The organism is Mycobacterium sp. 1465703.0, assembly GCF_001672975.1.
Taxonomy (GTDB): Bacteria; Actinomycetota; Actinomycetes; order Mycobacteriales; family Mycobacteriaceae; genus Mycobacterium.
In genome coordinates this window covers 13,430-29,050 of sequence record NZ_LZKU01000194.1, presented here as the reverse complement: position 1 = coordinate 29,050, position 15,621 = coordinate 13,430, and the positions used below count along the sequence as shown (strand labels likewise).

The following is a 15,621-nucleotide window of genomic DNA, read 5'->3' as shown; positions in this document are numbered from 1 at the left end:
GCTCATAGTCGGCGCCGGTGATCACCGCCGCGACGGTCAGCGATGCCTGTTCTTCCTCGGTGAACACCCGGCCGCGGGACAGGAATCGCACCCCGTCGGGCGCTTCCAGGCTGAACCCGCCGCCGCGGCCGGGCACCACGTCGATGACCAATTGGGTGTGCTTGTCCCGATAGTGAGCGGCGTACTGCGGGCCCGAAATCCACACCGGCACGCCGTCGGAAGCCTCGGGCCCGACGTCAAGCACGCCGAGCAAGACGTCGCGATCACCGACCAGGAAGTCACCACGCGGGTAGCACATCGGCGACGACCCGTCACAGCAGCCACCGGACTGGTGAAACATCACCGGACCGTGGGTTGCCTGCAGCCGCGCCAGCACCTCGGCGGCCGCAGCGGTGATGACCACCCCCGCTGGCGCGACCATCAGAAGAACCCTTGGGCCTTCTCGGAGTAGGACACCAACAGGTTCTTGGTCTGCTGATAGTGGTCGAGCATCATCTTGTGATTCTCCCGGCCGATGCCGGACTGCTTGTAGCCGCCGAACGCGGCGTGGGCGGGATAGGCGTGATAGCAGTTCACCCACACCCGACCGGCCTGGATGTCACGCCCGGCCCGATAGGCGGTGTTGCCGTCGCGGCTCCACACCCCCGCTCCCAGGCCGTAAAGCGTGTCGTTGGCGATCGAGATGGCGTCGTCGTAGTCGGTGAACGACGTCACCGTCACCACCGGCCCGAAGATCTCCTCCTGGAAAACCCGCATCTTGTTGTTGCCGCCGAAGATGGTGGGCTGCATGTAGAAGCCGCCGGACAGGTCGCCCCCGAGTTCGGCGCGTTCGCCGCCGGTGATCACCTTGGCGCCCTCGTCCTTGCCAATTTCGATGTAGGACAACACTTTTTCCAATTGGTCGTTGGAGGCCTGCGAACCCAGCATGGTCTCGCTGTCCAGCGGATCACCTTGCCGGACCGCCTTGGTGCGGATCGCGGCCAGTTCGAGGAACTCGTCGTAGATGTCGGCCTGGATCAGGCTGCGGGACGGGCAGGTGCACACCTCGCCCTGGTTGAGGGCGAACATGGTGAAGCCCTCCAGCGCCTTGTCCTGATAGTCGTCGGCCTTGGCCATCACGTCGGAGAAGAAGATGTTGGGGCTCTTGCCACCGAGTTCCAGGGTGACCGGGATCAGGTTCTGCGACGCGTACTGCATGATCAGTCGCCCGGTGGTGGTCTCGCCGGTGAACGCGATCTTGGCGATCCGGTTGCTCGACGCCAGTGGCTTGCCGGCCTCGGCGCCGAAGCCGTTGACCACGTTGATCACTCCGGGCGGTAACAGGTCACCGATCAGCGACATCAGGTAGAGCACCGAAACCGGTGTCTGCTCAGCGGGTTTGAGCACCACCGCGTTGCCGGCGGCCAGCGCGGGCGCCAGTTTCCAGGCGGCCATCAGGATGGGGAAGTTCCACGGGATGATCTGCCCGACCACGCCGAGCGGCTCGTGGAAGTGGTAGGCGACGGTGTCTTCGTCGATCTGGCTCAGCGAGCCCTCCTGGGCGCGCAGCGCTCCGGCGAAGTACCGGAAGTGATCGGCCGCGAGGGGAATGTCGGCGGCCAGCGCTTCGCGGATCGGCTTGCCGTTGTCCCAGACCTCGGCCACCGCCAGCGCGGCGGTGTGCTCGTCGATGCGGTCCGCGATCTTGTTCAGGATCGCCGCCCGCTCGGCCGGTGCCGTCTTGCCCCACCCCGGGGCCGCCGCATGCGCGGCGTCGAGCGCTTTGTCGATGTCGGCCTCGTCGGAGCGGGCCACCTCACAGAACGTCTGGCCGGTGACCGGTGTCGGGTTCTCGAAGTAGCGGCCCTTCGCCGGCGCCACCCACTGGCCGCCGATGAAGTTCTGGTAGCGGGATTCATACGACATCAATGCCCCGGCAGAACCTGGACGTGCGAAAACAGTCATCTGCTCTCACCCCTCATTCGGCTATGTAATTCACCTCACACTACCGCCGGAGCCACAATGGCTTCCATGACGTCGCACGCTCACGCCGAATCGCCCGACAACGACGATCCTTACCTGTGGCTCGAGGACGTCACCGGCGACGAGGCGCTGGATTGGGTGCGGGCGCGTAACGAACCGACGCTGGCGCGCTTTCGCGACGACAATTTTGGGCGGATGCGCACCGAGGCGCTGGAGGTGCTCGACACCGACGCGCGGATCCCCTATGTGGTCCGCCGCGGCGAATACCTCTACAACTTCTGGCGTGATGCGGCCAACCCGCGGGGCCTGTGGCGGCGCACCACGCTGGAGAGCTACCGCACCGACTCCCCGGACTGGGACGTGCTGATCGACGTCGACGAATTGGGCCGGGCCGACGGCGAGAAATGGGTGTGGGCCGGCGCCGGCGTCATCTACCCCGAATACACCCGTGCGCTGATCAGTCTCTCCCGGGGCGGCTCGGATGCCTCCATCGTCCGTGAATTCGATATGGCGACAAGGAAATTCGTCGACGACGGGTTTGAGCTGCCGGAAGCCAAGTCGCAGGTCAGCTGGGAGGGCCCGGACACCGTGCTGGTCGGCACCGACTTCGGTCCCGGTTCGCTGACCGATTCCGGCTATCCGCGGGTGGTCAAGCGGTGGCGCCGCGGCACCCCCCTGGCCGACGCCGAGACGGTGTTCGAGGGGGCGCACTCCGACGTGAACGTGGTGGCCAGCACCAGCCGGGTCGCCGGCTTCGAGCGCACCCTGATCGGCCGGGCCTTGGACTTCTGGAACGAAGAGGTCTATGAGTTGCGCGGCTCCGAACTCATCCGCATCGACGTGCCGACCGACGCCAGCGTGAGCCTGCACCGCGAGTGGCTGTTGGTGGAGTTGCGCAGCGACTGGTTGTTGGGCAGTGAGACCTATACCGCCGGTTCGCTGTTAGCCGCCGATTATCAGGAATTCCTCTCCGGCACAGCGCAATTGCAGGTTGTTTTCGAACCCGACGAGCACACCGCCCTCAACCACTACGCGTGGACCCGAGACCGGTTGCTCATCGTCTCGCTGGCCGACGTGGCCAGCCGTGTGGAGATCGTCACGCCAGGTGACTGGCGGCGTGAACCGCTGACCGGCATTCCCGCGGCAACCAACACCGTCGTCGTGTCCGCCGACGACACCGGCGACGAATTCTTCCTGGACTCCAGCGGATTCGACTCACCCTCGCGGCTGATGAGGGGCACCGACGACGGCCGGCTCGAGCAGATCAAATCCGCCCCGGCGTTCTTCGATGCCGAAAACATCTCCGTGACACAGAATTTCGCGAAGTCACTGGACGGCACGCCGATCCCCTATTTCGTGGTGCGTCCCAGCGGCCCGGGCACGTCGGACGGACCGGCGCCCACCCTGCTCTACGGCTACGGCGGCTTCGAATCGTCGAACACACCGGGCTACAGCGGCGTGCTGGGCCGGCTGTGGCTGGCCCGCGGCGGAACGTACGTCCTGGCCAACATCCGCGGCGGCGGCGAATACGGCCCCGGCTGGCACACCCAGGCGATGCGTGCCGGCCGGCACAAAGTAGCCGAGGATTTCGCCGCCGTGGCAACAGATTTGGTGGATCGTGGCATCACTACCGTCGAACAGCTCGGGGCGCAGGGCGGCAGCAACGGGGGCCTGTTGATGGGCATCATGCTGACCAAGTACCCCGAGCGATTCGGCGCACTGGTGTGCAGCGTGCCGCTGCTGGACATGAAGCGCTATCACCTGCTGCTGGCCGGCGCCTCGTGGGTTGCCGAATACGGCGACCCGGACAACCCCGACGACTGGGAATTCATCTCCGAATACTCGCCCTACCAGAACATTTCGGCGACGCGTCACTACCCGCCGGTGCTGATGACCACCTCCACCCGTGATGACCGGGTACACCCAGGCCACGCCCGCAAGATGACCGCGGCGCTCGAGGCCGCCGGCCATCAAGTCTTCTACTACGAGAACATCGAGGGCGGCCACGCCGGCGCGGCGGACAACGAGCAGGTCGCGTTCAAGTCGGCGTTGACCTACGCGTTCCTATGGCAGATGCTCGGGCGGCCATAGGATCGTCGACGTGTCAGCGATCCAACGCATCGAACTCACCCTGCTGGCGACCGGACTGATTTTCATCCTGGCTTCGGCCGCACAAGCGCGCTATCGCTTCGTCAAACACCGTCGCGCCGGGCGGCGGTTCTACTGGGCGACCGCGATCATCGGCATCGTCTGCTTCGCGTTCGGCACCGGCCAGCTCTGGCCGAACGGTGTCCTCGCGGCGGCGGTCTTCACCGCCATCGTGGCCTTCTCGGCCTACCTCACCACGCCATACCTGAAGATCGGTGGACGGATCTACGCGTCGTCGCCGGAAAACCGTCAGCCCGACGAATAAGGAAGCTATGCCAACCAGCGACTTCGAGACGCTGCTGTACACCGCGGCCGGCCCGGTCGCCACGATCACGCTGAACCGGCCCGAACAGCTCAACACCATCGTGCCGCCGATGCCCGACGAGATCGAGGCCGCCATCGGCCGCGCCGAGCGCGACCCGGCGATCAAGGTCGTCGTCCTGCGCGGCGCCGGGCGCGCCTTCTCCGGCGGCTACGACTTCGGCGGCGGATTCCAGCACTGGGGCGAATCGATGATGACCGACGGGCGTTGGGATCCCGGCAAGGACTTCGCGATGGTCAGCGCCCGCGAGACCGGGCCGACGCAGAAGTTCATGGCCATCTGGCGGGCATCCAAGCCGGTGATCGCACAGGTGCACGGCTGGTGCGTGGGCGGGGCAAGCGACTACGCGCTGTGCGCCGACATCATCGTCGCCAGCGAGGACGCCGTGATCGGCACGCCCTACAGCCGGATGTGGGGGGCGTATCTGACCGGGATGTGGCTCTACCGGCTGAGCCTGGCCAAGGCGAAGTGGCACTCGCTGACCGGGCGACCGCTGACCGGCGTGCAGGCCGCCGAAATCGAATTGATCAACGAGGCGGTGCCGTTCGAGCGTCTGGAGGCGCGGGTCGCCGAGATCGCCGCCGAGCTGGCGCAGATCCCCTTGTCGCAACTGCAGGCGCAGAAGCTGATCGTCAACCAGGCCTACGAGAACATGGGGCTGGCGTCCACCCAGACGCTGGGCGGCATTCTCGACGGCCTGATGCGCAATACCCCCGACGCGCTCGCCTTCATCAAGACCGCCGAGGCCGACGGCGTGCGGGCCGCGGTCGAGCGCCGCGACGGCCCGTTCGGGGACTACAGTCAAGCCCCGCCGGAGCTGCGGCCCGACCCGACGCACGTCATCGTCCCTGATCGCACCTGATAATAAGGTGCACTAGCGAAATCCTGGCAGTGAGCTGGGAACTGTTCCCGGCGAGCCAAAAAGTGCTACCGTTACCACCATGTCTCGGCTGAGTACTGGCCTGCGTGCAGGCGCCGCGTTCATTGCTCTGGGAATTACCGCTGCGATTTTCCCGTCGACCGCGGTAGCCGACTCCACGGAGGACTTCCCGATCCCGCGCCGGATGATCAACACGACGTGTGACGCTGAGCAGATCCTGGCTGCCGCCCGGGACACCAGCCCGGTGTACTACCAGCGCTACATGATCGACTTCGACAACCACCCGAACGTCCAGCAGGCGACCATCGACAAGGCGCACTGGTTCTACTCGCTGTCGCCGGAGGACCGCCGGAACTACTCCGAGAACTTCTATGCGCCGGTGTCCGATCCGCTGTGGGTGGCCTGGCCCAATCACATGAAGATCTTCTGGAACAACAAGGGCGTGGTGGCCAAGGCCACCGACATCTGCAACCAATACCCGCCCGGCGACATGGCGGTGTGGGACTGGGCCGAGCCAACTGGTCCACCTGGGTGGCCAGGGCCTGTCAAGGGTAGGGTCGAACCCCCCCAAGGCTAGGGTCCAGTAAGTCAGTAACACGGTGACGGCGCCCGGGACCGATCGTCGTCTCGTCGGGGTGTATCAGCGCACGAACCGCTCGCCTATTCCTGGCGGCCGGAATAGCTGTCGTGGCGCAGTTCTGCGTCTCGCGACTGCCGAGCCCTCGGCAATCTGGTAAGCCGGTGTTGCGCCGACATCAAAGGCGAATGCCGCATCGACACTTCTCCCCATGAAGTGTTCCAACCACGCCCTCAAGCCGATTCGCAGTTCTCCAACGCAGCGCCAATCTCGGCACTCACGCCCGACGTAAGATCAGCGCGGTTGCACCAATCCGCCCGCCGGGTGCTCCTCGACGTTCTTGAGGAGCAAATCGCGCACCGCGGGACGCGTTCCGTACGGTCGCAGCATGGTGCTGGCCGGCCGTGGCCGCACGTGCTGCGGCCACCAGAACCAGCGCCCGAGCAAGGTGGCCAGCGACGGTGTCATGAACGACCGCACGATCAAGGTGTCGAACAACAAGCCCAGCGCGATCGTCGTGCCTACCTGGGCCATCACCAGCAGCGGGCTGAACATGAACGTGGCCATGGTGGCGGCGAACACCAGACCGGCGGAGGTAACCACCGAACCCGAACCGGCCATCGCGCGGATCGTCCCGGTTTTAAGCCCGGCGTGGATTTCCTCTTTGAACCGCGATATCAGCAGCAGGTTGTAGTCCGAGCCGACCGCCAGCAGCAGGATGACCGCCATTGCCAGCACCATCCAGTGCAACTTCATGCCCAGGATGTACTGCCATAAGAGCACCGAGAGTCCGAATGACGCGCCCAGCGACAGCAACACCGTTCCGACGATCACGAAGGCCGCCACGACGCTTCGGGTGATCACCAGCATGATGATGAAAATTAAAGTGGCTGCGGCGATTCCGGCGATCATCAGGTCGATGTTGGAGCCGTCGTGCATGTCCTTGTACGTCGCGGCGGTGCCGCCGAGGTAGACCTTGGCGCCCTCCCAGGGGGTGCCCTTGATCGCCTCGTGCACGGCCTGCTTGATCGGTTCGATGTGTTTGATGCCTTCAGGACTCGCCGGGTCGCCTTCATGGGAGATGATCAGCCGGACGGCGCGCCCGTCGGGCGATATGAAATTTTTGAGACCCCGCGTGAAATCCGGGCTCTTGAACGCCTCCGGCGGTAGGTAGAACGTGTCGTCGTTCTTCGCTTTGTCGAAGGCATCGCCTTGGGCGGTGGCGTTGTCCGACTGCGCTCTCGCCTGTTCGTTGAGACCCATGGTGGTCGCGTAGTTCGACATGATGGTGTCGAGATTGCGCTGCTGGCTCTCGATCTGCGGTGGTATCAGCGCTACCAGCTTCGGCTGGATCCGATCCAGCTTGTCCAGATTCGCGCTGAGATTCACGATGTTCTCAGCCACCTGGTCGATGCCGTCGAGTGCATTGAAGACCGACCGGAGTGCCCAGCACACCGGAATGTCGTAGCAGTGCTTCTCCCAGTAGAAGTAACTCCGAATCGGCCGCAAGAAGTCGTCGAAGTTGGCGATGTCGTCGCGCAATGCCTCGGTGATCTTCACGGTTTCTTTGGTGAGTCTGGTGGTTTCGTGCGTCGTATTGCTGAGGTCCTGGGTGACCTGCATCTGCTCATGCAGGGTCGCCATCGTCTTGTGCAGCTCGTCCGCCTGCTTGAGCAGGTTCGCCGCCTGCTCGTCTTGATAGTGCTGGGTCTGGATCCGCCCTGCGGCCTGCGCACCCATCTGAAACCCGAGAGTGCTGTGGTCGAGGGGGGTGCCCAACGGCCGGGTGATGGTCTGCACCCGGCCGATACCGGGGATGTGGAAGACCGCCTTGGCGACCTTGTCCAGGACCAGGAAATCGGCCGGGTTCCGCAGGTCGTGATCGGTCTCGATCATCAACAGCTCAGGATTGAGCCGAGCCTGGTCGAAGTGCCGGTCCGCGGCGGCATAACCGACATTGGCCGGGGTGTCCGCCGGCAGGAAGTGGCGGTTGTCGTAGTCAGTCTTGTAACCCGGCAGGGCGAGCAGACCAACCAAAGCAACCCCGATGGTCACCGCGAGTATCGGTGCGGGCCAGCGGACGACCGCGGTGCCCATGCGACGCCAGCCTCGAGTCTGCAGCAGGCGCTTCGGATCCATGAGCTTGAAGAAGCTGGCCACCGTAAGGATGGCCGGAGCCAGCGTCAAAGCCGCCAAGACCGCAACCAGCATGCCGACCGCACAGGGCACGCCCAGCGACTGGAAGTATGGCAGCCGGCAGAAGCTCAGGCAGTACATCGCGCCGGCGATGGTCAGGCCCGATCCCAGCACGACATGCGCGGTGCTGTGGAACATGGTGTAGAACGCCTGTTCGCGGGTTTCGCCCAGACCGCGGGCCTCGTGGTAGCGGCCGACGACGAAGATCGCGTAATCCGTCCCGGCGGCGATGGCCATCAGCACCAGCATGTTGTTGGCGAAGGTGGAGAGCCCCATGATGCCGTAGTTGCCGAGCGTCGCGACCACACCGCGGGCCGCTGCCAGCTCGATGAACACCATGGCCAACATGATCAGAACGGTGCCCACCGACCGGTACACGAACAGCAGCATCACGATGATCACCACGAACGTGACGAGCGTGACCTTCGCTACGCCCTTCTCACCCGCGTGGGATTGATCGGCGAACAGCGGACCCGCGCCGGTGACGTATGCCTTGATTCCCGGCGGCGCGGGCACCGAGTCCACGATCTTGCGGACGGCCGTGGCAGACTCGTTCGCCAGCCCGCCGCCCATGTTGCCGGCGAGGTAAACCTGGACGTATGCGGCCTTTTGATCGTGGCTCTGCGAACCCGCCGCCGTCAGCGGATCACTCCAGAAATCCTGGACGTGCTGAACGTGTTTCTTGTCTTGCTCGACGCGCCTGACGATCTCGTCGTAGTAGCGGTGCGCTTCGGCCCCGAGTGGCTTGTCGCCCTCCAGCAAGATCATGGCCGAGTTGTCGGAGTTGAACTCTTTGAACGTCGACCCGACCTTCATCATCGACTGAAAGGACGCCGCGTCAGTCGGACTCATCGACACCGAGTGGGTTTTGGCGACGACCTCCAGCTGCGGGGCCACGGTGTTGGTGACGAACACGATGCCCAACCACACCAGGACGATCGGCAGCGCCAGCCGGTGGATCATCCGCGGCAGGAACGGCGGAATCAGCGGCTGATCGACGCGCGGCGGAACCTCGCCCGGCTCGCTCATGCGGACTTGTCCAGGCAATAGACGAAGGCGTTCACGGTTTGCTTGGGATCTGAGCGGTTCGGAGTCTTGATGACGTCACCGCTCCCGTCGTGCTTGTTCACCACGAACTGGCAGGCGATCCAACTGCCGTCTCCTTGCGCCACGAGGTTTGCCGGGATGCCGGGCTTCGTTGAACTCAATACTTTGCTCCAAGGCAAGGGCACATTGAGGGCCTGCTGCGGATGGGAGTTTTCGTCGAGGTAGTTGATGGTTGCCGTGCTGCCCGGTGGCCCCCAGACCTGAAGCGTGATCGTCTTGGCGTTGAACTCGTCGAGGACCTCGCCCGAGGTGCCACCACCGAACGAACCGCGGTGAACGCCGAAGACGCCGTGCAACCGGTATACGACGAATCCCGACAGCGCGACGACGGCTGCGATCGTGAGCACCAGCCAGAAACGCCCAAGAAACCCCTTTTTCCTAGTGCGCTGCGAGGCGGTCTTGTTGCCCGCGCTGCCCTGCGTCTTCAACGGCTCGGTCCTTGGCTCAGTCACCGCAGTCCCCCTTCGGCCGCCGCCGTCCTCCTCCACCCGGGCGTCGCTGCGGCGCATGCTATCCGGCTCCAGCGCCATACCGTTTGCGGCAGGGGGTTGCGCGGTCGGTTCCGGACCCGGACGCTCGGGGAGCCCGGGACGGTTTTCACCGGTTGCAGTTCGCCAAGCCACGCGCTCGGGCCTCCTTTCTGAGTTCATGAGGATTCCGCGATGAGGCCGATGCAGGTGGCCGTCAGCAGGCGGGTAAGTGCGGATGCGAAGTCCAGATTCCATTCGGGCGGAACCACTTCCGGCTCTTCGGCGTACACATCGGTCAGCTGCTCCGGCGGGTTCGCGACCTGCCACAGCGTGGCCGCCAGGGAGTACGCCGCCAACAGGATGTCGAGTGAGCCGGATCGCCCGAGTTCGGGCAGCGCGCTTCCGATCGAATCGGCCAGCGAGAGGGTGGCGGCGGTGCTGATCCGCCTCACCTCGATGACCCGCTCCGCGTCGACCTCGTGTTCCAGGTGCAGATGCAGGTTGGCCAGCAGGTCGCAGAACAACGGGTCCTCGGCCAGGGCTTCGGCCAGTGTCTCGGCGATGCGAGAGGGTGACTTCGCGCCCGGCGCGGCAAGCTTGTCCGACACGGTATTCGACCATCGAACCCAGCCTTCGGCGGACAGGTGCAGCAGAACTTCCTTATGCGAGGTGAAGTAGCGGCGCACCGCCGAATAGTGAATTCCAGCGCGGCTGGCGACCGCGGTCAGGGTGACCGAAGCGACACCTGTCTCCATGGCCAGCGAGCGTGCGGCTTCCACGAGGGCCTCCGCACGTTGGCGCTTCTTCTCCTCAGTGCGGGCGCGCTGGAATGTTAGTTGCGCCACCGGCCGAGCGTAACGCACATTGTGTGAGTTGCATAACGCACATGGCGTGATTTGTCGCGCGCCACTCGCCGGGGCCAAACCAGGTAAAGGTGTAACCATGCCCATCGTGTGCCGCCCAGTGAATCCGTTCGAGTAGCCCATGCAGACCATCGCGCTGATCGGGTTTCTTGGCGGCCTGATCACGGGTATCTCGCCATGCATCCTGCCGGTGCTTCCGGTGATTCTGCTGTCCGGCGCGGGCAGCACCCGCGGGGTGAGTTCCACGGCGCGGCCCTACTTGGTGATCGCCGGCCTGGTGTGCAGCTTCAGCCTGGCGACGTTGATCGGTTCGGCGCTGCTGACCGCGCTGCACCTGCCGCAGGACGCGATCCGTTGGGCCGCCCTGGTGGTGTTGACTCTGATCGGCCTGGGCCTGATCTTCCCGGTGGTGCAGCATCTGATCGAGCGGCCGTTCGCGTACTTCCCGCAGCGCCAAATCGGCTCTGGCGCCGATGGTTTCGGCCTGGGTCTGACGTTGGGTGCGCTGTATGTGCCGTGCGCGGGGCCGGTGCTGGCCGCCATCGTGGTAGCCGGCGGGACCTCGTCGATCGGCCCCGGTGCGCTGGTGTTGACCGCGACCTTCGCCGTCGGCAACGCGTTGCCGCTACTGGCCTTCGCGCTGGCCGGGCGTCGCGTCGCCGAGCGGGTGGCCGCGTTCCGCCGCCGCCAGCGCGCAATTCAGATCGCCGGCGGCATCGCGATGATCGTGCTGGCGGTGGCGCTGGTGTTCAACCTGCCGGCGATGCTGCAGCGCGCCGTTCCCGACTACACGACGGCAATGCAGAACAAGTTGGGGGCCAACGACATCGAGCGCAGCCTGGGTCCGGAGCCGATGGCCCAGCCAGGCCACGGCAGCGGCCTGCAGCTGAGCCGGCCGGGCACCACCATGAACGGCACGCTTGCCGACTGCTCCAGCGGTTCGGCCGAGTTGCAACAGTGCGGACCGGCGCCCGCCCTCACCGGCATCACCGGGTGGCTCAACACCCCGGACGACAAACCGCTCGACCCCGCAGCGGTGCAGGGCAAGGTGATCCTGATCGATTTCTGGGCCTATTCGTGCATCAACTGCCAGCGTGCCATCCCACACGTAATCGAGTGGTACAACCGATATCGCGACAGCGGGTTTCTCGTCATCGGGGTGCACACCCCGGAGTACGCCTTCGAGCGGGTGCCCGCCAACGTGGCCAGCGGCGCCGCAGACCTGCACATCAGCTATCCCATCGCGCTGGACAACGACTACGCGACGTGGAACAACTACCAGAACCTGTACTGGCCCGCCGAGTACCTGATCGATGCGAAAGGCCAAGTACGCCATACCAAGTTCGGTGAGAGCGACTACGAAGGCACCGAAAAAGTGATCCGCGAGCTTCTCGCCGACGCCCACCCCGGCGTTCAGCTACCCGCGCCGGCCAATTCGGCGGACCTGACTCCGCAGACCAGGCTCACCCCAGAGACCTATCTGGGCGTCGACAAGGCCGGAAACTACGGCGGCGGAACGGATTACAAAGCCGGCGCGGCCACGCTGAACTATCCGCCGAAGTTGGCCGACGACAAGTTCGCCCTGCGCGGCCGCTGGACATTGGACGACCAGGGAGCCACCGCCGACGGCGACGACTCCGCCATCCGGCTTAACTACACCGCGAAAGATGTTTACGCCGTCGTCGGCGGCACCGGCACCCTCACCGTGACCCGGGACGGCAAGACGACCACAACGCCGATCGGCGGCGCACCCACGCTGCACCGAATCGTCGCCGATGACACCGCGCACCGCGATCAGTTGGACATGCAGGTCAGTAAAGGTTTGCAGGTGTTCTCGTTCACGTTCGGCTAGCCCGCGACCTCAAGACTTCTTCGCCAGACTGCCCAGCATTGCGACGACCACACCGAGGGCGACCAGGGCGGCGCCGGTGAGCAACGTGGCGTTAAGCCATTGGTGCAGACCGGCTTCGGCATGTTCGACCATCACCTCGGCGGCGCGGCGGACGTTGCCGGTGGTGCGGTTGAGCGCACCGTCGATGTAACGACCGGCGACCTCGATGCCCGCCCATCCGCCCGCACCGACGAGCAACGCCGAGACGCCCAGGCTGCTCAGCGCCTTGCCGCGGCGGCGGGCAGCGGCCAGCGTGAGCAGCGCGCACACACCGCACAGCGCCACCGCGCCCACACTCACCCACGGACCCCAGGTGGACAGCCGGCTCAGCCGTCCCTGCCGCATCGACTTGGGCACCGAAACCGTCAGCGGGACAGTGATTTTCGCGGGCACTGTCACGTTGTGCCGAACCAACAGCGGCTGAATCGAACCGTCCTTGAGCATCGGCGCCACGTCGACCGCCCATTGATTGCCGTTGTCGCCGGCCCCCGGGTCGCTGAACAACCAGCCGTGCGCGGCACGGTTCGCCTGGGCGAACAGCGGCGGAAACGCCGGCCCGGCGGTGAAGGCGCCGGCTGCCTCCTGCACCTCCGAGCTGTCGACCGGGTAGCGGCCCTCGCCACGCTCGGCGATGAGAGTCATTGCCCGAGTGCTCAGTTCGGCCGCCATGGCGGATTGCAGAGCCGGATCGGTCGCCGCATTTTGCGCCATCGCGGCGTAGCCGTCGGGGTCAACGACATGCAGCTGCGTCCACGCCGCGGGGATCGCCACCGCCAGCGCGAGCGTGGTGATGAGCCACAACAACACCGTCGCCGCGAATCGCACGCCTGCGAATCTACTGAATCCCCCGCACGTACGCGGCTTGCCCGAGGTGCTGGGCGCAGTCGTCGATGATGCTGACCAATCGCGCGCTGGCCGTCACCGGCGGATCCCAGTTGGTGTCCACCACGCGGGTCAACTCCTCGGCGGTCACCCCGGCGATGTATTCCAGCGTGAGCTTGTGCACCGCGTGGTAGTAGCCGGACAGCAAGTCCGCGGGCGCCTTCACCTTAGCCACGTCATCGGGCCCGTGCCCATAACCGGTGTCGTTGCGCGGCAGGTCCAATCCGAACCGGTCCACCCACCCGTCGCGGAGCCACACCTGCTCGACACCGGCGACATCGGCCAGCTGGATGTCCTGCACCCGCGCGCTGTGCCAGATCAGCCACGCGATGCTGTTGGCGTTCGGGGCCGGTCGGTAGCCGGACTCTTCGTCGGTCAAGCCATCGGTGATCTCGTCGACGTGCTCGATCAGCCGGGTGAACGCGTCGCGCAGAAGCTCTTGCAGAACGGCGGCATCGTCGGTGCTGGCCATACTGGCGACACTACGGGAGGACGCCGGGGAGATCACGCGACGAGCCTGGCACGACCCACCGCAACGGTCGTAGATTGTTTGGATGACTTACGACCTCATCATCCGCAATGGCACCATCGTCGACGGGCTTGGCGGCGAGCCGTATGTCGGTGACGTGGCGGTGCAAGACAACGTCATCCAGGCGGTAGGCGAGCTCAACGGCGCGAGTGCCGGGCGGGAGATCGACGCAACCGGGCTGCTGGTCACGCCGGGCTTCGTCGACCTGCACACCCACTACGACGGCCAGTCCATCTGGTCGGAACGCCTGACGCCGTCCTCGGCGCACGGGGTGACGACGGTGGTGATGGGCAACTGCGGGGTCGGTTTCGCGCCCTGCCGCCAGTCCGACCATGACGTACTTGTCGACGTGATGGCCGGTGTGGAAGACATTCCCGGCGTCGTGATGACCGACGGCCTGCCGTGGACGTGGGAAACCTTCCCCGAATACATGGACGCGCTCGACTCGGGCAAGCGGGACATCGACGTGGCGGCGTATCTGCCGCACTCGCCGCTGCGGGTGTACGTGATGGGTCAGCGCGGCGCCGACCGGGAGCCGGCCACCGAGGACGACCTGGCGAAGATGCGGGCACTGGCCAAGGAGGCGATCGAGGTCGGCGCGCTGGGCTTCGCATCCTCGCGGTTGACCATCCACAAGACCGAAAGCGGTTCGCCCATCCCGAGTTACGAAGCCGCCCGGGAGGAGATCGAGGAGATTGCCCGCGGCGTGGTCGACGGCGGCGGCGGGCTGCTGCAGTTCGTTCCCGACATCCCGGCGGGCGGTTACCAGCCGGTGCTGCAGACGGTGTTCGATGTCGCCGAGGACGTCGGGCTGCCGGTCACCTTCACCCTCGTCGTCGCCAACTCGGGTGACCCGTCCTGGCCGGACGCCATCACCATGATCGAGAAGGCGAACGCCGCCGGCGGCGACATCACCGCGCAGCTGTTGCCGCGCCCGATCGGATTGATCATCGGGCTGCAACTGACCGCCAATCCGTTCGTGCTCTACCCCAGCTACCGCGAGATCGCGCACCTGCCGCTGGCCGAGCGGGTCGTCGAGATGCGCAAGCCCGAGGTCCGCGCCCGCATCCTGGCCGACAAGCCCGGCCAGGGCCACCCGATCCTGTACGTGGCCCAGATGTGGGACTGGATCTTCCCGCTGGGCGAGGACCCCGACTACGAGCCCGACCCGTCGACCAGCATCGGCGCCCGCGCCCGCGCCCGCGGCGTGGATCCGATGGAGGAGGCCTACGACCGGCTGCTCGACGACGACGGCCGGGCCATGCTGTTGGTCGCGACCAGCAACCTGCAGAACAACTCACTGGACACCGTCGGGGAACTGCTGCACCGTGACGACGTGGTGCTCGGCCTCGGTGACGGCGGCGCGCACTACGGGATGATCTGCGACGCCAGCTACTCGACCTACTTCCTGACGCACTGGGCACGGGACCGCAAGGCCGGACGGTTCACCGTGTCCGAGGCGGTTCGCGAGCTCACCTCGGTGCCGGCCCGCATCGCCGGGCTGGGTGATCGCGGCCGGATCGCGGTGGGCTACAAGGCCGATCTCAACATTATCGACCACGCCGCATTGCGGCTGCACAAGCCGATCATCAGTTACGACCTGCCGGCCGGGGGGCGGCGGCTGGACCAGACCGCCGATGGGTACGTGGCAACGATCGTGTCCGGGGAAGTGATCGCCGAAAACGGCGTGCCCACCGACGCTCGTCCAGGCAAGTTGGTCCGTGGCCGCCGGCCCGTCCCCGTACCCTCGCGATAACGCCACCAAAAGTGGCATATGCCAGCTAAGTTGGGTCC

General features: G+C 65.6%; 13 protein-coding genes. 6 read left to right on the top strand and 7 right to left on the bottom strand.

Annotated features, from left to right (window positions below; genetic code table 11):
• Both A5625_RS18100 and adh read right to left on the bottom strand, forming a co-directional pair.
• Positions 1-421, bottom strand: a 421-nt coding sequence (locus tag A5625_RS18100) for a DUF779 domain-containing protein (protein ID WP_066996838.1), incomplete at its 3' end; no start/stop codon positions are given.
• The gene (gene adh, locus A5625_RS18095) at positions 421-1,944 is read right to left on the bottom strand and encodes an aldehyde dehydrogenase (protein WP_066996835.1); all 1,524 of its coding nucleotides are present in this window, start codon (positions 1,942-1,944) and stop codon (positions 421-423) included. The genes adh and A5625_RS18100, both read right to left, overlap by 1 nt.
• 66 nt (positions 1,945-2,010) lie before the next feature.
• On the opposite strand from adh, the gene A5625_RS18090 reads away from it, so the two are divergent.
• From A5625_RS18090 to A5625_RS18075, 4 genes are all read left to right on the top strand, one after another.
• Entirely contained in the window at positions 2,011-4,053 is a 2,043-nt protein-coding gene (locus A5625_RS18090; protein WP_197516147.1) for a prolyl oligopeptidase family protein, read from the top strand.
• Positions 4,054-4,063: 10 nt separating this feature from the next.
• Positions 4,064-4,375 carry a hypothetical protein gene (locus tag A5625_RS18085; RefSeq protein ID WP_066996830.1) on the top strand — a complete coding sequence of 104 codons (312 nt, stop codon included), beginning with the start codon at positions 4,064-4,066 and terminating at the stop codon, positions 4,373-4,375.
• Positions 4,376-4,382: 7 nt separating this feature from the next.
• Positions 4,383-5,294, top strand: coding sequence for a crotonase/enoyl-CoA hydratase family protein (locus A5625_RS18080; protein ID WP_066996828.1), 912 nt, complete (start codon positions 4,383-4,385; stop codon positions 5,292-5,294).
• Between the two features lie 79 nt (positions 5,295-5,373).
• A complete protein-coding gene (locus A5625_RS18075) occupies positions 5,374-5,889 on the top strand; it encodes a DUF5078 domain-containing protein (RefSeq protein ID WP_066996826.1) in 516 nt (171 codons plus the stop codon).
• 294 nt (positions 5,890-6,183) lie between these two features.
• Here the strand turns inward: A5625_RS18075 and A5625_RS18070 are convergent, their stop codons facing one another.
• The 3 genes from A5625_RS18070 to A5625_RS18060 form a co-directional block, all read right to left on the bottom strand.
• Positions 6,184-9,114: an RND family transporter gene (locus A5625_RS18070; RefSeq protein ID WP_066996823.1), complete on the bottom strand. Its 2,931-nt coding sequence runs from the start codon at positions 9,112-9,114 to the stop codon at positions 6,184-6,186.
• Positions 9,111-9,701, bottom strand: a complete 591-nt coding sequence (locus A5625_RS18065) for an MmpS family transport accessory protein (RefSeq protein WP_066996851.1) — start codon at positions 9,699-9,701, stop codon at positions 9,111-9,113. The genes A5625_RS18070 and A5625_RS18065 overlap by 4 nt, the downstream gene beginning before the upstream one ends.
• Positions 9,702-9,838: 137 nt before the next feature.
• A complete protein-coding gene (locus A5625_RS18060) occupies positions 9,839-10,525 on the bottom strand; it encodes a TetR family transcriptional regulator (RefSeq protein WP_156748332.1) in 687 nt (228 codons plus the stop codon).
• A gap of 121 nt (positions 10,526-10,646) precedes the next feature.
• Here A5625_RS18060 and A5625_RS18055 point away from each other — a divergent pair, with 121 nt between their 5' ends.
• The gene (locus A5625_RS18055; protein WP_066996817.1) at positions 10,647-12,377 is read left to right on the top strand and encodes a cytochrome c biogenesis protein DipZ; all 1,731 of its coding nucleotides are present in this window, start codon (positions 10,647-10,649) and stop codon (positions 12,375-12,377) included.
• 9 nt (positions 12,378-12,386) lie between these two features.
• Here the strand turns inward: A5625_RS18055 and A5625_RS18050 are convergent, their stop codons facing one another.
• Together A5625_RS18050 and A5625_RS18045 are read right to left on the bottom strand one after the other, a co-directional pair.
• Complete coding sequence (locus A5625_RS18050; RefSeq protein WP_066996814.1) at positions 12,387-13,241, bottom strand: hypothetical protein; 855 nt, start codon at positions 13,239-13,241, stop codon at positions 12,387-12,389.
• A gap of 10 nt (positions 13,242-13,251) precedes the next feature.
• Positions 13,252-13,770, bottom strand: a complete 519-nt coding sequence (locus A5625_RS18045) for a mycothiol transferase (RefSeq protein WP_066996811.1) — start codon at positions 13,768-13,770, stop codon at positions 13,252-13,254.
• A gap of 82 nt (positions 13,771-13,852) precedes the next feature.
• Between A5625_RS18045 and A5625_RS18040 the strand changes: the two genes are divergently transcribed.
• Positions 13,853-15,583 (top strand): amidohydrolase family protein, encoded by a 1,731-nt coding sequence (locus A5625_RS18040; protein WP_066996808.1) that lies wholly within the window; start codon positions 13,853-13,855, stop codon positions 15,581-15,583.
• Positions 15,584-15,621 lie beyond the last annotated feature (38 nt).